17 protein-coding genes and 2 pseudogenes are annotated in these 18165 nt (G+C 34.3%); 13 read left to right on the plus strand and 6 right to left on the minus strand.

The features are described from left to right. Positions 1-116: 116 nt before the first annotated feature. Both ABE34_RS04790 and ABE34_RS04795 read left to right on the plus strand, forming a co-directional pair. Entirely contained in the window at positions 117-560 is a 444-nt protein-coding gene (locus ABE34_RS04790; RefSeq protein WP_197140838.1) for a hypothetical protein, read from the plus strand. 226 nt (positions 561-786) lie between these two features. Continuing rightward, positions 787-1347 carry a histidine phosphatase family protein gene (locus ABE34_RS04795; RefSeq protein WP_197140840.1) on the plus strand — a complete coding sequence of 187 codons (561 nt, stop codon included), beginning with the start codon at positions 787-789 and terminating at the stop codon, positions 1345-1347. Between the two features lie 134 nt (positions 1348-1481). Here ABE34_RS04795 and ABE34_RS04800 read toward each other — a convergent pair whose 3' ends face one another. Continuing rightward, positions 1482-1949, minus strand: a complete 468-nt coding sequence (locus tag ABE34_RS04800; RefSeq protein ID WP_197140841.1) for a GNAT family N-acetyltransferase — start codon at positions 1947-1949, stop codon at positions 1482-1484. Between the two features lie 573 nt (positions 1950-2522). Between ABE34_RS04800 and ABE34_RS04805 the strand changes: the two genes are divergently transcribed. Continuing rightward, positions 2523-3428, plus strand: a complete 906-nt coding sequence (locus tag ABE34_RS04805; RefSeq protein ID WP_197140842.1) for a cation diffusion facilitator family transporter — start codon at positions 2523-2525, stop codon at positions 3426-3428. A 176-nt stretch (positions 3429-3604) separates the two neighbouring features. Here the strand turns inward: ABE34_RS04805 and ABE34_RS04810 are convergent, their stop codons facing one another. Continuing rightward, positions 3605-4081 (minus strand): MarR family transcriptional regulator, encoded by a 477-nt coding sequence (locus ABE34_RS04810; RefSeq protein ID WP_197140843.1) that lies wholly within the window; start codon positions 4079-4081, stop codon positions 3605-3607. A 203-nt stretch (positions 4082-4284) separates the two neighbouring features. On the opposite strand from ABE34_RS04810, the gene ABE34_RS04815 reads away from it, so the two are divergent. Genes ABE34_RS04815 through ABE34_RS04830 form a run of 4 tightly spaced genes read left to right on the plus strand, consistent with a single transcriptional unit; the run spans position 4285 to position 8471 of the window. Next, entirely contained in the window at positions 4285-5505 is a 1221-nt protein-coding gene (locus ABE34_RS04815; protein WP_197140845.1) for a MalY/PatB family protein, read from the plus strand. Beyond that, positions 5505-6794: an amidohydrolase gene (locus tag ABE34_RS04820; protein ID WP_197140846.1), complete on the plus strand. Its 1290-nt coding sequence runs from the start codon at positions 5505-5507 to the stop codon at positions 6792-6794. The genes ABE34_RS04815 and ABE34_RS04820 overlap by 1 nt, the downstream gene beginning before the upstream one ends. A gap of 17 nt (positions 6795-6811) precedes the next feature. Next, complete coding sequence (locus ABE34_RS04825) at positions 6812-7018, plus strand: DUF3311 domain-containing protein (protein WP_197140848.1); 207 nt, start codon at positions 6812-6814, stop codon at positions 7016-7018. 1 nt (position 7019) lies between these two features. Then, positions 7020-8471, plus strand: a complete 1452-nt coding sequence (locus tag ABE34_RS04830) for a sodium:solute symporter family protein (protein WP_197140849.1) — start codon at positions 7020-7022, stop codon at positions 8469-8471. Between the two features lie 410 nt (positions 8472-8881). On the opposite strand, the gene ABE34_RS04835 is transcribed toward ABE34_RS04830, so the two are convergent. The 3 genes from ABE34_RS04835 to ABE34_RS04845 all read right to left on the minus strand — a co-directional run bounded on the left by ABE34_RS04835 (position 8882) and on the right by ABE34_RS04845 (position 10582). Beyond that, the gene (locus ABE34_RS04835) at positions 8882-9268 is read right to left on the minus strand and encodes a hypothetical protein (RefSeq protein WP_197140850.1); all 387 of its coding nucleotides are present in this window, start codon (positions 9266-9268) and stop codon (positions 8882-8884) included. A gap of 518 nt (positions 9269-9786) precedes the next feature. Next, a complete protein-coding gene (locus ABE34_RS04840; RefSeq protein WP_197140852.1) occupies positions 9787-9924 on the minus strand; it encodes a hypothetical protein in 138 nt (45 codons plus the stop codon). Positions 9925-10072: 148 nt separating this feature from the next. Then, on the minus strand, positions 10073-10582 hold the full coding sequence (locus ABE34_RS04845; protein WP_197140853.1) for a DUF3231 family protein: 510 nt from the start codon (positions 10580-10582) through the stop codon (positions 10073-10075). Between the two features lie 238 nt (positions 10583-10820). Here ABE34_RS04845 and ABE34_RS25370 point away from each other — a divergent pair, with 238 nt between their 5' ends. The 3 genes and pseudogenes from ABE34_RS25370 (at position 10821) to ABE34_RS04850 (ending at position 14013) form a co-directional block, all read left to right on the plus strand. After that, the gene (locus ABE34_RS25370) at positions 10821-10952 is read left to right on the plus strand and encodes a hypothetical protein (RefSeq protein ID WP_276569478.1); all 132 of its coding nucleotides are present in this window, start codon (positions 10821-10823) and stop codon (positions 10950-10952) included. Between the two features lie 1643 nt (positions 10953-12595). Then, positions 12596-12901, plus strand: a pseudogene (locus ABE34_RS25605) (oxidoreductase); the annotation flags it as partial. Positions 12902-13257: 356 nt separating this feature from the next. Beyond that, positions 13258-14013 carry a methyltransferase domain-containing protein gene (locus tag ABE34_RS04850; protein WP_197140855.1) on the plus strand — a complete coding sequence of 252 codons (756 nt, stop codon included), beginning with the start codon at positions 13258-13260 and terminating at the stop codon, positions 14011-14013. A gap of 172 nt (positions 14014-14185) precedes the next feature. Here ABE34_RS04850 and ABE34_RS04855 read toward each other — a convergent pair whose 3' ends face one another. Then, positions 14186-14929, minus strand: a complete 744-nt coding sequence (locus ABE34_RS04855; protein ID WP_197140856.1) for an SDR family NAD(P)-dependent oxidoreductase — start codon at positions 14927-14929, stop codon at positions 14186-14188. A 461-nt stretch (positions 14930-15390) separates the two neighbouring features. On the opposite strand from ABE34_RS04855, the gene ABE34_RS04860 reads away from it, so the two are divergent. From ABE34_RS04860 to ABE34_RS04865, 3 genes and pseudogenes are all read left to right on the plus strand, one after another. Then, positions 15391-15990 carry a nitroreductase family protein gene (locus tag ABE34_RS04860; protein ID WP_197140857.1) on the plus strand — a complete coding sequence of 200 codons (600 nt, stop codon included), beginning with the start codon at positions 15391-15393 and terminating at the stop codon, positions 15988-15990. A gap of 266 nt (positions 15991-16256) precedes the next feature. Then, positions 16257-16552 (plus strand): annotated as a pseudogene (locus ABE34_RS24970) (DJ-1/PfpI family protein); the annotation flags it as partial. Between the two features lie 515 nt (positions 16553-17067). Further along, positions 17068-17709, plus strand: a complete 642-nt coding sequence (locus tag ABE34_RS04865) for a DJ-1/PfpI family protein (RefSeq protein WP_197140858.1) — start codon at positions 17068-17070, stop codon at positions 17707-17709. Positions 17710-18165 lie beyond the last annotated feature (456 nt).

Here is an 18165-nt window from a genome sequence, read left to right on the forward strand (position 1 = left end):
ACCCCCAAAGGCTGCACCAAATGTTGGAGGAAGAAATTCTACTTTCACTACATAATATGGAAATCATTTTGTAACTAAGTATAAACGTATTCGTCGAATGGTAAAGGGGGATGTGCATGAAGAAATATTTTTTATATGTAGTAGCTCTTTTAGGACTTACGATTATATCGGGGTGTTCAAATACTGAAGAGCCGCCTAAAGCATTTATAGAGATTGAAAATAAAAAATTTGAAACTACACTCGGTACTTATTGTTGGCAAAATCGATGCGTTGATACTGCTGGACCAGTTGAACTTTTAGAAGGCCAAACGCCTATAAAAGTTAAATCAGGTGAAAACATAACGCTTGGATTGGACTATGAAACAAAACCGAATAAATTTCATGTTGCACAAATAAGTGGTAACAAGGAAACTGAAGTCGTGGTCAAAGACAATCGTTTTACTGCACCTACACAACGTGGCGTTTATTATTATTCTTACGGCGTTTGGTGGATTGATGAAAAGGAAGCGAATGTATCTAATGGCGACGCTTTCTATGCCTTTGTTTTAGAAGTAGAATAGCTATTACATGATATAGATCAACTACAGGTGAAAAAGTTGTGAATATGAATGGGGGAAGCGATGATCTCGAAGCGGTATGATGCTTAAATTACTGAAGGACTATTAAGCCACCCCCATTTAAAGGAAAGCATTAAACATGCGTAGGCGTTGATTCAAATTCATTTGTCATCACTGCTTTACATGTATCATAGAAGTAAAGTAGTTATACATAAATGGAGGGCTTTGTATGAAAAAAAGGATATATATTGTAAGACATTGTGAAGCACAGGGGCAATCTCCAGAGTCACAACTTACGGAAAAAGGATTGATACAAGCAAACTATTTATCTGGATTTTTCTCCAATAATGAAATTGATCGAATTATTTCAAGTCCTTTTTTACGTGCAATTCAGTCAGTAGAACCGATTAGTGAGGAAACAAACGTAGACATAGAGATTGATGAACGTTTATCAGAACGTACACTAAGTACTACGGATTTACCTGATTGGCTTGAAAAACTTAAAGCAACATTTAATGATTTGGAGCTGAAATTTCAAGGCGGGGAGTCAAGTAAAGAAGCTATGAACCGAATCGTAACAGTTATAGATGAAGTTTTTAATAGTGAATCTGAAAACACAATAATCGTTACTCATGGAAATTTAATGTCTCTACTGCTAAAGCATTATGATAACAGCTTTGATTTTGATTGCTGGAAGAGTCTTAGTAACCCTGATGTGTTTGTATTATATTACACAAACAATGAAGTAAATATGAAACGCTTATGGCAAGTAGAACTAGTAGAAAAATAGTAATATTTCTTAAAAGTTTAAAACAAAAAAGCAGATTTATTCTACCCGTTTTGTAGAGTAAATCTGCCTTTTAGTTTTAACAGCAACGATCTTTGGGATAGACTGTTTTCTCAAATCTTCTACTAATCCACCCGCTAGTTCAACACTTTCTTTAAATCAATTCTTGTATACGTTTTATTATAAGTCGTACCATCATCATTATAAAATATTGCTTTTTTCAAATATGGGTTGGAGATAGGTTTGTAACCGTGTTTGCTAATTAACTTTATCATTTTGGGATTTTCTATCGGGTCGACACTCACAAATATCTCAGAATAACCTAAACTCTTTGCAATATTTTCTCTATCCCTAATTAAATCTGAACCTATACCATAACCCCGATAATCCTCTTTTACATATAAGTCACTTAATTTAGGAATCAAAGTGCCATTTATTTTAAGAACTCCAAAACCAAATATAAGTGAGTCTTGTTCAGCTATAGCCAAATATACTTCCCTTTTTGCAAATTGCGCTAAATACTTCGTGAATAAATCTCTATTATTTCTAATATCACATAAACCCGATAAGTCGTTCTCATTCGCTAATCTTATTATGTAGTTCATTGTTACTTTCGCTTCCTTATTCTCAGAGTAACTATAGCTTTTGAACCGCTTTTATTTTCTGTTCGATTTTTTGAAATACCCAAGAAATCATCGTTAGTACAAAATAAAGTATGACAAAATTAAGAATTACACTATTTTCACTTTTGCTCGCTATATAAACGTATAGCCCTACCACCAACGCAAAAATTAAAGGCTTGTACATTGAATTCATAATCAATCCACCTTTTCTTAATACTTAAAATGATTTTACAAAATATGTTACATATTTATATGTAATAAATTAGCATATTGGGCACTAAATTGGAATGGATACTTTTTTCGAATGCAAAGAGCCTTGCAAAAAGTGAAGGACTTTATAAGGTTCATCTAGCTGGAGTGAAATGTCTATTTTCTCGAAGATTAATCTTGGTCTAAGGCAACTTATTTTTACGCTCGAATTTTATTTAGTAATGGTGAAAAAGATTGCTGTAGACCCACTCGATATTCGTCTGATATCATAGTTGAGTATTAATTGTAGGAAGAAGATTCTTCCGCATTTTTTATGGATAAAACTCTTACTCGGAGGAGATATAAATGGTTAGTGAGAGAGAACAAATTAGCAAAAAGGTTGCATGGATTGCACTTATATCCAACGTAATTCTTATGGTTGGTAAAATCTTCTTTGGTCTTTTTGGGGGAAGTGAGGCCGTTTTTGCAGATGGGATTCACTCTGGAGCAGATGTAGTAGCTTCGATTGCTGTGCTAGCAGTAGTTGGTATTTCTAATAAACCACCTGATAAGGATCATCCCTTTGGGCATGGTAAGGCGGAGGTTATTAGTGAAGCGATCGTTGGAATTATTTTAATATTAGTTGCACTATATATTTTAGTAGAAGCAATTTTAGCATTTTTTGAAAAACCTAGCGTACCACAATACAGTGCATTGATTGCAGCTATTATTTCTTACATAGCGAAAGAAATACTATATAGATACTCCATAAAACAGGGGAAAAAGTGGAATAGTAAGGCGATTATAGCGATTGCATTAGATCATAAAGGTGATATTGTTGCATCACTTGCTGCATCTATTGGTGTCCTCTTAGCGATAATAGGAAATGCCATTGGATGGACATTTTTATTATACGCTGACGCTATCGCCAGTGCATTAGTAGCTTATTTTATTTTTAGAATCGCAATGGAATTAGTTAAACCTTCTGTTGATGTGTTAATGGAAAAAAGTGTGGAACAGGAACTTTTAGACGATTATGAAGCTACTATTCATGAATTTAAGCAAGTGCAACGAATAGACAAAATTCGTGCAAGAGAACATGGTCACTATAAGCTTCTCGATATTCGTCTATCCCTTAATCATGATTTAACAATTAAACAAGGTCATGATATTGCTCGTGACATAAAAAATGCGATATTAAAAAAATACCCTGATGTAGGGGAAGTCCTTATCCATGTAAATCCTTACTATATAGAACCTAATCAAGAGTAGTACGACCGAGTTGCACAGCTTGAACTGGTGGCGCTACTATCTATGTAGCTATTGCTTGTTTTATAGCTTAAATAATTGTTGCGTTCATAGGATAAAAACAAGAAAAGAGTGTCTTCAAAGTTCAACTTTGAACCACTCTTTTTTGCGATATTCAATGTAATGTGGAAAGGGAAGCATTACACCGTTGATTTTTTGTCATTAAGCACGCTTTGTGTCCTACGATTGATAACATTTAAGAGTGTAATATACTTTTCGAAATCTTCAGATGTAAACTGCTCGAGGTTCTTCAGATAATTTCGATACTCCTCTAGATCTAGCTTCTTATGATAGTCATAAACTAATTTGCCTTTTGGTGTTAATTCAATATTCAATTCTCGATAATTGTCCGGGTTTCTATATTTAACGACTAGATCCTTTTTAATTAATTTATCAACCATTTGAGAAACGGCACTTTTCGTACAATTTTTAATTTCCGCAATTTCGGAAGTAGTAGTTTTTACTTGATCCCCAATTACGTTGAGTGTATGAACCTCAATCATATACAATTCATCTTCTGTTCCATATTTCCTTGGAATACTTTCATATGAATTAATTACCCTAGATGTCTCATAAATCGTTTCCATTAGCTCATAAAAAATCTCTTCTTTATCCACAATGTATCCTCCTCTCCATAATTAGAGGCAAATATAATTTCATTTTACCATCTGTTTCGAATCTATATAATTTTTAAAAAATTCTGAAATCTATTATTGACCATTTTACAGTTAAGGTGTTAAACTGAGAAAAATTTTATCAAACCGATTTCAAAACCGGGATTAAATAGAAAATTCGAACACAATCACGAGGAGGGGAAGCTTTGAAATATAATTTTGATGAAGTGGTAAATCGTCGAAATACGTATTCTTTAAAATGGGATGGCGAAGATTTCATTAAAACAATGGGGTATACAGAAAGATATGACTATAAGACCATTCCACTATTTACAGCTGATATGGATTTACCTGTACCGCAACCATTGATAGATGCACTTCATAAAACAGTGGATCATCGTATTTTTGGATATTCTACTTTTCCAGAGGCGTACTACGAATCAATTCAACATTGGTTTATTAAGAGACATGATTGGACTATCAAAAGAGAAGAGATTGTATATAGTCCCGGAACCGTACATGCTTTGAATATCGCTGTAAAAGCGTTAACTAAGCCTGGTGATGGGATTATTATACAACGACCTGTTTATCCGCCGTTTACTACTACGATCGAAGAAAATGGAAGAGTTGTTCGAAATAATTCGTTAAAATGTGACGCTGAAGGTTATTACACCATTGATTTTGAAGATTTTGAAGCAAAGGCAAAAGAAGAAAATACTACAATGTTTATTCTGTGTAGTCCACACAACCCTACTGGAAGGATTTTAACATATGAGGAACTAAACAGGCTTTCAACTATTTGTGCGGAAAATAATGTAATTATTATAGCTGATGAAATTCATGGGGATCTCATTAGAAAAAACAAAACATTTATACCAATCGCAAAAGTTGCAAACAGTACGGACCATATCATCACGTGTACAGCCATTAACAAAACATTTAATGTTGCAGGTCTGCACTGTACAAATGTTATTATTTCAAACCCTGACATTAGAAAAAAATTTAGCGACACAATGGGGACGCAGTTACCCTCACCGTTTACAATTGCAGCGCTTATAGCTGTTTACAACGAAGGAGAAGAATGGTTAGAGCAACTAATAGATTATATTGACGAAACAATTATATATGTGAAAAATTTCTTAGCTAAAAAAATGCCTACAGTCAAAGTGAGGATCCCTGAAGGTACATATGTTATGTGGATAGATTTTAGTGGATATGGTCTTTCAGCTCAAGAAATTCATGATCGTATTTATAACAAAGCCAATGTCATCCTTGAAGATGGCCACTTCTTTGGAATTGAAGGTGAAGACTTCCAAAGAATTTGTATCCCTTCACCAAGATCACTTATACAAGAAGCTCTCGAAAGAATCGCTATAGAATTTCAAGATTTCGAAACTAAAAATCATGTGGAAGAGGTGTATAAATAATGAAAACGATCGAATTTGAGCTTGATGCATGTAAAGCTGCAAAAGCAATAGAAGGTTATGTAATCGAGATAAGAAGAGATCTCCATAGACACCCAGAAATTGGATTACATGAAGTACGGACAATGAAAGTGGTGACAGACGAATTAATTAAATTGGGCATCGATTACGAAATTGTTTCTGATGGAGGGATTATTGGTTATATCGAAGGGAATCAACCGGGAAAATCGTTAATTCTTAGAGCAGATCTAGATGCCTTGCCGATGAAGGAAGAGGTATATAATTTAAAAAAGAAAAAAGTAGTATTTTCTGAGACTGATCAAGCTGCTCATACTTGTGGCCATGATGGACATACAGCAATGCTTTTAGGCGCAGCAAAAATCTTAACGCAACACAAAGATAAAATCAAAGGAAGAGTACTTCTCGCTTTTGAACAAGGCGAAGAAATGGGCGGAGGAATTTATAATCTCTGTAAACGATTACACGAAATCGGAGGAGACGGAATTTGGGGTATCCATTTAAAATCTGACCTTCCGACTGGGAAAATATCTGTTGACCCAGGCCCAAGAATGGCCGCTTCTTTTGTTTTCAATGTCTTAATAAAAGGAAAAAGCGGACATGGTTCAAGACCAGATTTATCAGTTGCTCCATTAGATTGCTTTACCGATTTTTATAACAATTTAAAAGCGATGCGGTTAAATACTTTAGATCCTTTTAAAACCATTACCTATTCAATTGGAACGATTATTTCAGGTTCCACAGCAAATATTATTCCAGAAAGTTTACAGTTTTCAGGAACAGTCAGGTATTTAGATGTTGATCAAGGTGCCCATGCAGCAAAAGAATTTAAGAGAATTCTAGAAAAAGTATGTGACCTGCATAATTGCACCTATGAATTTATTTTAGAGCCTAAAGAATCGGACTTAGTCGTCTACAATCAAAAAGAATGTGCACAGATTGCGATCGATGCAGTGAAAAAGGCAATTGGTCCAGATGCATTACATTCAATTCCCGCTTGGATGGCATCAGAATCATTTGCGTTTTATGAAAAGTACTTCCCAGGTGTGTTTGCATTCGTTGGAATACAAAACCTTGAAGAAGGGATTGGGGCTGAACACCATAATGGTTTCTTTGACTTAGATGAAGATGCTTTAAAACTAGGTGTGGCGGCAACAGTACAATATACAATCGATTTTCTAAATTACGAAAACCAATTTGAATTTACTCCTGATAAAAGAGATATAAAGAGTCTATTTATTGATAAAGGATTCCAACAATTAATAAATGAATAAAAAAGGAGATAGGAATAATGACACGAAAAAAGCTCTGTTATTTGCTCACGTTCATTGCATATTTTGGGATGCCTTTAGGAATTCCCTTTATTAAAAGTGCCGAACCATATATTTTGGGTCTCCCATTTTTATTATTTTGGATGGTTTTATGGATCTTTTTAGGAACTGGTTTAATGATTTTAGTTCATCGTATAAATCCTGATGCAAAAGAGGAGGTGGAATAATATGATCATTTCAGTTGGAATCATTGCAATCTTCTTAGTGATTGCTTTATTTTTAGGTATTGCGGCAAGTAGAGGCAAAGATATGAGCCTTGAACAATGGAGTGTTGGAGGCCGTGGATTTGGATCTATCTTCATTTTCTTATTAATGGCTGGAGAAATTTATACAACAAATGCATTTTTAGGAGTAAGTGGTTGGATGTATGGAAAAGGTGGCGTAGCATTTTACAATATCGCGATGCTGAATTATGTAATTGCTTACTGGTTAACACCTAAAATATGGGGTTATGGAAAGAAACATAATTTATTATCTCAATCTGACTTTTTTGAAAAGGCATATAATAGTAGAATTCTCGGCACGCTCGTAGCCATTGTAGGGTTAGTAGCACTAATTCCTTATTTAATCATTCAATTAAAAGGCCTTGGCATAATTGTTTCCGAAGCTTCCTATGGAGCGATTGATCCGAAAATAACAATTTGGATTGGCACAATTGCAATGATTGCATATGTTATGGTTTCAGGAATTCATGGCTCGGCTTGGACAGCTGTAATAAAAGATTTTCTTATTCTTGGTGTTGTGATATTCCTAGGTATCTACTTACCTATACATTATTATGGTGGGATTCAACCAATGTGGGAAGCAATCGAAGCCGTTAAACCAGGGTTTTTAACACTTCCAGACTCAGGTTTTAGTGCCTCATGGTATATTTCAACGATAATGTTAACATCGTTAGGGTTTTATATGTGGCCGCATACATTTGTTGCTACTTTTTCAGCGAAAAGTGGAAATGCCTTAAGAAATAATGCGATTATGCTTCCTATCTATGCATTATTTTTATTATTTATCTTATTTGTTGGAGCAGCAGCAATTTTACAAGTACCAGGGCTAGAAGGAGGCGCTGTGGATTTAGCTTTATTTAAAATTTCCACGCAAACATTTAATCCCGTCATCGTTGGCTTTATTGGAGCAGCAGGGTTATTAACTGCCATTGTACCAGGTTCATTGATTTTGATGTCTGCAGCTACATTGCTTGCGAAAAATGTCGTAAAACCTATTCGACCTCAAACTACCGATCAACAAATTGGTATCATTGCTCGTTATTCCGTTCCAGTTATTGCACTTGTTGCACTATACTTCACTTTTAGTAGAGGAGGAGCAATTACGTTATTATTCTTAATGGGGTATGGACTAGTTACTCAATTTGTACCAGGGGTTGTATGTAGCCTTTTGAAGAAAAATCCATTAACTTTACAAGGTGTCTTTGCTGGGATTATTGTAGGTGTCACGATTGTAGGTTGGCAAGCAGCTACAGGTGCTCATCTAAGTACGCTGTTTCCAAGTTGGCCATCCTATATACAAGATATCAACATTGGTTTCCTTGCACTCAGTGTTAATATTTTAGTAAGTGTAATTGTTAGCGCATTTACAAGGAAAGTAACTGTTCAAAATGTGTAACTACACATAAGTAAACTACAAAATCAATGGTCTACCATGAAAATCGGGGGCTTTTCAATACTAGATTATTTCAACATCACATAAAATTAAGGGTATGAAGTTATTGCGATGTTTCAGTAAGTAAGAAGCATTCAGTAGCCTTTTTGAAAATCTGCTTTCATACAGCGTGGAGCCAATATAAATGGCACTTTTATCTCCCCGCAGGAAGGGTGCGAACCATAAGGCTGTAACAGTTCAATCATTTTGATGCTCTCTCTTTGTTAACGGATATCTATCGCTAAAATGATTCGAAAAGGCACTGTAAAAATAGCAACAATCTTTGAGAAATGCTAATTCGTATGGATTGTTGCTATTAAATAAGATAATTTCAAGATATCCATATAGCCTTGATCAAGTTTTTTAGAAGTAAGTTATTTTTGTTGTTCATGATAATGAATGGCTTCTTTAAATTCTTCGTTTGTGTAGATATTATAAAACATATTTCTACTATTTACGTTTGCTATTGTCCCTGTATATGTATTGTCTATCCATAAATAGTATTCATCATCGTTGAGTTTGATCTTATATTGCGGAACTACATTGTTATCTACTTCACCAAATTCTCTAGCTTTTTTAAACGTTTTCTCTATAATCTTAATATCCTTCGCATCGGATATTAACTGTAATGTGTCGGGTTTTTCTTCTTCGAAATTAATTAATTCTTGAATTTCTATCGTTTTTGTTGCTTCTTCATTACCGTTACAAGCAGCTAACCACATAGTACAAATAATGAGAAACAATATTGTTTTTATTTTCACTTTATCTTCTCCTCTTATATACTATTCCTTCGCCAAAATCGTTGAATTAATTTATTTCCTTATAAGTACTTCTTCTCATCGTAAGAAAATACCTACTTTATCCAACAATTTGAAATTCTACTTAACTAAAATTAAGGAGCAACTACCTATATTAAAATGGCTATTAAATAGTTCTTCTTGATTTTATTTAGTTTCTTTATCGAATACTTCATTCAGAATAATCTTTTCAATATTTTTTGCTTTCGTCTACGATGTAGGACAGTAGTCGTTTGCTTAATTGCTTAATGTTTTATCTGTATGAAAATACGTAGTTAGAGAATACTTTTTGCACAAATCAAGAAAGATCATAAAAGCGAACTTTTTTCGCATTAAAAATTCATTAACATTCACGTTTTTGCCATAGAAGTGCTATTCGTCCATCGGCTAGATACTACTTATATTAAAACACGAATATTAAATTTGTAAATTATTTAACGTAATTAATAAATGCTGTAAGTGATGAAGCGGGTAGGGCGTATCTAGTGTTTTTGTTCTTTAGACTTGTTCGGATGGATCTGAACTTGATATGATCTTAAAGTTAATTGATCAGATACTAGAAGCTTGTTTGGAGAGGCTACTAAATTTGTAGCCTCTTTTTGTTCACTTAGTAGTGTCATAAGGACTCAACCTGCAATATAAAAATTTGCTAATTCTACTGTATGCATTACCTTGTCCTCAAACCTTTTCAAATCAATCGTACAATAAACATAGGTACAAAAAACCCCAGTTTAATACTGGGGAGACGGTTTGTCAGAAAAAATATTTTTACTTCTCAGGATAATCCACATGTAATGGCGGTGGAACTAGCCAACCTTTAGTTTTACTAAGACGTAAAAGTTTAACTCCAAGTTGAGCTTTTGCTGTATGGAATTGACCATACATTAGTCCAATATCTTCTCTAATGGACATACCTATAACTTGACTACATGTAACCAACCCAGCAGAAAGGTCACCGGCTAGAGCAGCACTTATTTCTGGATCATTAAATTTCGCACCAGGAGGGATATCCTCAATTCTTGCAACTGGTCTTTCTGGTGGTGCAGGCGGTAGAGCAATACCGTTAGTTTTTAATACTTTTTCTAACTGTTTTCCTTCTTCTCTTAAAACATCGATGATATCTTCGATTATTTTTCTTAGATCTTCATCGCCTGTATGATTGTAAAAGGTTTGATAACCCGCTATGAAGCCATAATTTACAGTGAGATGTGTCCAAATACTAAATACTTCTCCGTAGTGTAATGGCTCATCTTTAGGATTTCCACTAAGTATTCCCATACTCGCACTTCCTTTCTTATTTGAATATTATCAAACAAGAGTAGTATGGCTGAAAAAAGAAATAAAATTCGTTTTTTATAAAGGTCTTCATAAGATATGTACTCGAAGTAAAATCATCTCATCATTTCACAATTATTTATCAAATCTGGGGAGTTACACCATTTTGAAATTAAGCCTACGATAAAAAGTATAAAATACCGTAAAACGGACAATTTAATACTTATTGGAGGTGAGTACATTGGCAAAAGAAAAGCAAAAGAAAGAAATAGAGCAAGAAGAATTCGGCATGGAGTTTAGTCCAGAAGAATTAGAAGTATCTGAAGAGAAAGAAAAAAAGAAAGAACAAAATGAAAATAAAGAAAAGCAGTAAAAAATAAATACCACCATAATCTTTGTGATAAATCACACTAAAGCTATAACACGGTCGTTATAGCTTTAGGTATTGCTCGAATAACGATATATTTTATTTTGTATGGATTTTAGTTCATTCATTAGCTATGAAGGATTGCGGGATAGCTCAGTGCATTAACAACTTGGGGCGATGCATGCAACAGATTGCTATCCCAAAACAAGTGTATGCACTTGTTTTTAAAAACATTACAACTATGAAAATGCAAGAAAAGAAATTCGAGCTTTTTCTTAAAATTAAAAAGGGCCACTTCCTAAAAAGAAAGTGACCAATTTAATTAAATACTCGCCATCTAGTTTTTCAATTTTAAAAAATTCTAATGAACATTGTGATGCAAATTATAACCAATAAAATTAATGTTATAACAATTGTTAGAAGTCCTCTAACAATTGTCGTTAAATTGTTTACATTCTTCAATCCATAGTTGGCAAGGAAAAAAGTTATTATTGTTACTACTAATAAAAATATTAGGGGATCTACGTGAAAGTAAGATACAAAAAATAGTGTAAATTGAGTAGAGTTAATTGTGATAAAGAAAACTATTAGCCAGCATAATGATAGTAGGAATGACAATAAATTTAGATGCATAACTGTGGATTCCTCCTTTTATTATAAAGTGAATTGAAGAAGGAAAAGCGACGTTAATTATTGCGTTCATAAGGAACTGCTTTATCTTAACACTATTATTTATATGATTTAATAACTATGGTTGGTTAGTTCATGGCCTTAAGAAATGAAAAAAAAGTAACTGGACTATAGCTCTTTCATCCTGCTATGAATACATTGAAAAAAGCAGAATAGAATAATCTATTCTGCCTCTGGTTTTTCGCTTTTTTCCATTTCCTCTTTTTTACTTCTAAGTAGTAGGGCGATGAATAAAAAACTTGCTACCCAAAAGGAAAAGAAAAAATTCTCAAGTAAAGCCAAATTATTATTCTCGAAAAAATCCCAAACTGTTGTCAATAAAAAAAGTGTTACAAAAAAAGCGATGTATAAACATTTGCCGAATTTAGTCATTTAAAGCACCTCGATATGTAATAAGTAAATTTAAACGTTTAAAGGGCCACTGGATGGAATGACCCACAAATGGGGAGGTCGTGACGGTCAACTAGCGCCACAACCTAAGTGCGTGCGATACACTCAATACTAATGTGTACAAATTTATGTTTTCTATACATAAAAAAAGCCGCAACGTCCTTCCCAATCCGCTCCACGAATTTCTGGCTTTGGTCTAAGAACTACAGCTAGGAGGAAAAAATCCAAGTGGAAAGATAGCCATTGTAATAGGAGGATATTTAGGGTTAGGGCTTGAAATTACACGGGAACTTGCGGAAGCTGGAGTAATAGTACCTGCAAGAAGAGTTGAACAAGCCCAAGAAGCCTTTTCAACTATTCCACGTATAGAAATAAAAAATGGACCTCATTGATCCTAATTCTATAGATGCTTTTGCAGACGAATTTCTTAAAACCAATTGTCCATTGCATATTCTTGTTAACTGTGCAGGGATTATGGCTAAAATCCGTTGTAACGCGATGTACGAGGGTATGAATCTCAATTTGCAACAAATCATTTAGGACATTTTCAATTAACAGCAAGACTTTGGCCAGCATTAGTTCAAGCTAAAGGAGCAAGAGTAGTATCCGTAACTTCACATGGTCATCGTATATGTGGTGTCGATTTTAACAATCCCAATTTTAAAAATCACGATTACGACAAATGGCAGGCATATGGGCAATCCAAGACGGCTAATGCTTTATTTGCAGCTGAATTAGATAAACGTGGTAAGAAATTTAATGTACGTACATTCTCTGCCCATCTAGGTACGATTGTCACAAATTTGTCTCGAAGTTTAACGGATGAAGAAATGCGTTCAATGGTGCATTGGAGGAGCATGGAAATCGAGCATTAGTTAAAATATGATGAAGAATTTAAAAGCATAACAGAAGGGGCAGCTGCCATAGTATGGTGTGCGGTAAATAGTCAACTTGATGGCAAATGTGGCGTTTATTGCGAAAATGTGGATATTGCCGATGCTGTCTCTGCCGATAGTTCTGATCCATCAGGTGTTAGACCGTGGGCTGTTAGTACAGAAAACGCAGAAAAGCTTTGGAGACTAAGTGAAAATCTAACAGGAATAAAATTTTTAGATTAATTCACAATATAGATGGATTCGTACTACTTAAATATATAAGATAAGGAGATATAGCATCTTATGAATTTAATCGAAACTATTAAAACTAAATTCGTGGGAAAGAAGGTAGTAATGTGAAAACAACAGAAAATTTTACTGATAAGGCTGATATATATGCGAAATATCGCCCTAGTTACCCTAATAAATATATTGATTATTTGTTTTCAGTTAACCAACTAAAAGGGGATCAGATTGTGGCCGATATTGGTTCAGGTACGGGGATATTTAGCCACCAGCTGCTAGAAAGAGATTTAAATGTTATTGGAGTTGAGCCAAATGATGACATGAGAAAGATTGCTGAGCAATCGTTAAAACTATATTCTCGTTTTAAATCAATAAAAGCAACTGCTGAAAATACCACTTTAAAAGGGAATAGTGTGGATTTAGTAACTGTTGCCCAGGCATTTCATTGGTTTGATAAAAAAGCATTTAAAATAGAATGTCAACGGATTTTAAAACAAAAGGCAAATGTTGCTCTTGTTTGGAATAGTAGAGATTTAACTAGTCCAATTATTAAAGAGAATGAAGAAATTTGCCAAAAGACCTGTTCAAATTTCAAAGGATTTAGCGGTGGAATAAAGGAAACGCCAGAATTATTTAACAGCTTTTTTAAAGATGGAAAGTATGAGTTTAAAAAGTATCAAAACGATTTGATTTTTGATTATGACGGTTTTTTGGGGAGGAACTTGTCAGCGTCTTATGCTCCGAAAGAAAAGGACGAAGAGTATAAACGTTTTGTTTTTCTCCTGTCAGAGTTATTCGAAAAATACAGTAAAGGTGGAAAAATTGTTCTCCAAAACATCACACGGAGCTATCTAGGTAATGTCTAAACATCCAAACTTATTTAACCCCGTCCTAAATTTAGAACGGGGTTATGCTTGATTGATCCTTTAACTTTATATACCTCATTGCTAGTTTTGAGATAAATCGTTTTCATCAATATGCTAAAGGATATAGAAAATAGGGATAATCGCCAGCATTTTCTACATTCTTTATCCCTTATTATATAGCGGTGTAACCGCCATCTACTAACAATGTAGCACCTGTCGTAAATTCATTCTCACAGACAAAAACACAAGCATGTGCGATTTCGTCAGGCTGACCTAGGCGACCAATTGGATGACGTGCTACTAAGCCTTCATAAAAATCACCTAGAGCTTCTTTATTGACCATACCTGATTCTACATATCCTGGGCATATTGCGTTTGTGCGAATATTTCTTGAAGAATATTCAGCAGCAAGTGATTTTGTTAAAATATTGACAGCCCCTTTAGAAGCATTATAAGCAAATGCACCTGCTTCCCCAACTGTACCTAGAATAGAGGCGATATTTACGATAACGCCACCGCCTTGCTTTAAAAATTGCTGAATGGCATATTTGCTTCCATAGAATACGCTATCTTGGTTGACTTGAATTACTTTATGATAATCTTCATACGACAATTCATGTGTAGAACCAAGTGCACCAATACCAGCATTGTTTACAATAATATCAAGTTTACCAAATGTCTCTACTGCGAATTGAACAAGTGATTTCACTTCATCTTCATGTGCAACGTTTGCTTTGAAAAATGCAACGGCATGGCCATCTGCCTTTAAAGATTCTGTATGAGCAATGCCAGCCTCTTCGTTAATATCTGATAAAACAACCATAACTCCTTTTGCAACAAATGCCTTCGTAGTAGCTAATCCAATCCCTGATGAAGCCCCTGTTACAACCGCTACTTTTTCATCTAAGTTCAACATAATAATATTCCCCTTTATTTGATTGACTTCAAAATAATAAAAAGGGTCACTGTTGAAAGTGACCAATTGAGGGAGAATGTGACGGTCAACTAGCGCCACAAACTAAAATAAGTGCGTGCGATACACTCAATATTAATGTGTGCAAATAAAGGTTACCTATACATAAGCCGGAATTGATCTTTTATCATACTTTACTAAAAATATTGAATTTTAGTTTGAATCCTCAGATATTTGAATACTTTATCGTTTGTTTGGATAGCATATTTTTATGACCTGGAGCACAATTCCTTCAAATCTTTTAGTACAAGCAGCGAATATAATCGTCTATTGTAGTTCGACGAAGTCTTAGTAAATAAAACAGCAATTTAAAAATTCTAAAAAGATTTGGTAAGTAAAAAGCTCTATGCGACAAATTAAATGTGTGTAAAAGACAATTTCAGAAAATTTGGAGGAAGTAAATTATGACTAAAGATTTCTACACTACACTTAAAGAAAGACGCACTTACTATGGAATTAATAAAGAGGTAAAAATATCAGATGAAAGAATTAAAGAAATTGTGGAATTTGCTGTGAAGTATACGCCGTCAGCATTCAACTCTCAAACTGCACGTATTGTTGTATTATCAGGTGAGGCACATAATAAATTATGGGACATTACAACCGAAACATTAAGAAAAGTAGTTGGAGATAGTGATTTTTCTGGAACTCAACAAAAAATGGATTCCTTTAAGGCAGGTTATGGAACAGTATTATTTTTAGAGGATGATGCTGTAGTTAAATCACTTCAAGAGCAATTTGCTGCATATGCTGAGAACTTTCCAATTTGGTCAAATCAAGCATCAGGTATGCACCAATTAGTTGTCTGGGCTGGATTGGAAGCAGAAGGATTAGGAGCTTCTTTACAACATTATAATCCACTAATTGATGATGAAGTGAAAAAAGAATGGAATATTCCTGATAATTGGAAGCTTATTGCGCAAATGCCCTTTGGCAATCCGACGGCATCACCAGGTGAAAAAGAATTCCGACCACTTGAAGAGCGAATGAAATTCTACAAATAATTCAATACGATATATATCAAACCAGTACCTTAACGGAACTGGTTTTTTCAATGCCTTTCTTTAATTACACTAAGAAAAAGGGAAGAAAACGTGCCATTAAACTATTGTAGTTGGCAGAAAAATTGGTTTTTATCAAATACGCCAAGTTTCCCCGCATGTGGCACATGTGCGACGACGACAATCGATTCCGACTTCGTGGGAAAGGCATTCTCCTGAAAGAATAAAGCAAACAGCTAAGGGGAATCTACTATATATCACGTACACACCTAGATGCTAGGGAACGAGAAATACATAATGATAATGTAATAAAGTGGATTACAAATCCAATGAAAACTGTGTAAATACGGGTGCTTTACTATTAGCAAAGGCTGGTTTACTTAAAGATATAAAGGCAACGACTCATTGGGCAAGTCTTGAATTTCCACAAGTCGAAGTATAACGGGAAGTTAAATTTGTAGATGAAGGCAATATAATTACATCAGTTGGGATTTCAGCAGGTATCAATATGTCATTTCATATTGTGAAAAGATTAGGTTCTGAAGTTGCTCGAAATACTGCTTAAATTATGGAGTACGATATTGTTATTTAAATCATTTTTGAACAAATGGATACTATTGTTGATAAATGTATCTTGTGTTTATGTATTCTTCCATAGATAATGGAAAAGTATTGGATTTATTTAGGGGGTAAAAAGTCCAATGCATTGGAGATAGTTCGATGGAGTATAGCGCAAAAAAGTATTTGTGCATGATGATAAAGCATTTTAGAAATAAGGGATTAACCTAGGAAATTATACGCATATTCGTACATGTTATGCCTGTCGTCCTATTAATATGGAAAACTACTTTGTAGAAGGAATAACACCTTTTTCTCTAAGTAAAAACGCTGATGGAACTGAAGTTTAACATTTTAACTTGAAGGATCGTTAAAGGTGCAGACTAGACTTTCTGGTCTAACGAATAGAAGAGGTCTCAGTAAAAATATACGTTACAAACTTGAAGGTATAATTGTTAATAATATTAATTCTTTATATTTTTCTTACCCCAACAACTTCAATAACATTAAGGAGAGATTGTAATGGAAATTGTTATCATGCTTTACGATGGAGTCACAGTACTAGATGCATTTGGACCATATGAAGTACTTCGTATAGGAGAATGTAGTAAAATTAAATTTGTTGCAAAGAATAAAGGATTAATTCAATTAGATTCGAAAATGGGGTATGTACATGCTGATTACAGCTTTTCAGAAGTTACCTCTGCTGATATTCTTGTAATTCCTGGTGGTTATCAACAAAATCCTATGAACGACAAAGAAACACTGGATTGGATTCGCAAAATACATGAAACTACTAAATATACCACATCAGTATGTACAGGATCTTTGATATTAGCTGCCGCAGGTTTATTAAATGGGATTGAAGCAACTAGTCATTGGGCAACTTATGACTCACTCCGTTCACTAGGTGCAATACCAACTGAGGGAAGAGTTATTCGACATGAAAAAATTATTACAGCAGCTGGTGTGTCGGCAGGTATTGATATGGCTCTTAATTTGGTTGCATGGGAATGGGGAGAAGATGTCGGCAAAGCAGCTCAGTTGATTTTAGAATACGATCCACAGCCTCCTTTCGATAGTGGTTCACCTAAGAAAGCATCACCTCAATTGTTAGAACAAGTAAGCGCTAAGATTAAAGAAATAGAAAAACAAGACCAGTAGGGTTCTGTTACAAAGGTTAAAAATGACAGAAACAGATTGAATATTACTTATATAATCCTCTACAAAGATTTCAATATTTAAATAAACAAATCACCTGCGAATGGTGCGTACCTGTGCAAAAGTAGCATCGAGTCAAATTGGTGATGTACGTTTAACACTGTAACAAAATTGAAAGTGGCTGGGACATAACTAATATGTACTTTATGAAAAACGTATAATTTTTAAATTAGCAATGAATATAAACAGAAAACCCGAACAATTACGAAACACAGGCTGAGCGTTTCGTAATATAGTTCGGGTTTTTCATTGGCTAAATCCTTGTGCCCCAGCCTCTTTTTTATTTTCTTTCCTGTGGAGTGATAAAAAAGTTATTCAAAATAAAGTAGTTTATAAGTTTATTAAACTAAACCTCTTATTCCACAACAAGAGCAGATTGTTGATGTTTTTTGAACAGAG

The organism is Lysinibacillus sphaericus, from assembly GCF_015844675.1.
Taxonomy (GTDB): Bacteria; Bacillota; Bacilli; order Bacillales_A; family Planococcaceae; genus Lysinibacillus; species Lysinibacillus sphaericus_E.

Bases quoted from the DNA above. Each gene is read 5' to 3' on its own strand.
- ABE34_RS04790 (WP_197140838.1), top strand. From the start codon at position 117: ATGAAGAAATATTTTTTATATGTAGTAGCTCTTTTAGGACTTACGATT.
- ABE34_RS04795 (WP_197140840.1), top strand. From the start codon at position 787: ATGAAAAAAAGGATATATATTGTAAGACATTGTGAAGCACAGGGGCAA.
- ABE34_RS04800 (WP_197140841.1), bottom strand. From the start codon at position 1,949: ATGAACTACATAATAAGATTAGCGAATGAGAACGACTTATCGGGTTTA.
- ABE34_RS04805 (WP_197140842.1), top strand. From the start codon at position 2,523: ATGGTTAGTGAGAGAGAACAAATTAGCAAAAAGGTTGCATGGATTGCA.
- ABE34_RS04820 (WP_197140846.1), top strand. From the start codon at position 5,505: ATGAAAACGATCGAATTTGAGCTTGATGCATGTAAAGCTGCAAAAGCA.
- ABE34_RS04825 (WP_197140848.1), top strand. From the start codon at position 6,812: ATGACACGAAAAAAGCTCTGTTATTTGCTCACGTTCATTGCATATTTT.
- ABE34_RS04830 (WP_197140849.1), top strand. From the start codon at position 7,020: ATGATCATTTCAGTTGGAATCATTGCAATCTTCTTAGTGATTGCTTTA.
- ABE34_RS04840 (WP_197140852.1), bottom strand. From the start codon at position 9,924: ATGACACTACTAAGTGAACAAAAAGAGGCTACAAATTTAGTAGCCTCT.
- ABE34_RS04845 (WP_197140853.1), bottom strand. From the start codon at position 10,582: ATGGGAATACTTAGTGGAAATCCTAAAGATGAGCCATTACACTACGGA.
- ABE34_RS04855 (WP_197140856.1), bottom strand. From the start codon at position 14,929: ATGTTGAACTTAGATGAAAAAGTAGCGGTTGTAACAGGGGCTTCATCA.
- ABE34_RS04860 (WP_197140857.1), top strand. From the start codon at position 15,391: ATGACTAAAGATTTCTACACTACACTTAAAGAAAGACGCACTTACTAT.
- ABE34_RS04865 (WP_197140858.1), top strand. From the start codon at position 17,068: ATGGAAATTGTTATCATGCTTTACGATGGAGTCACAGTACTAGATGCA.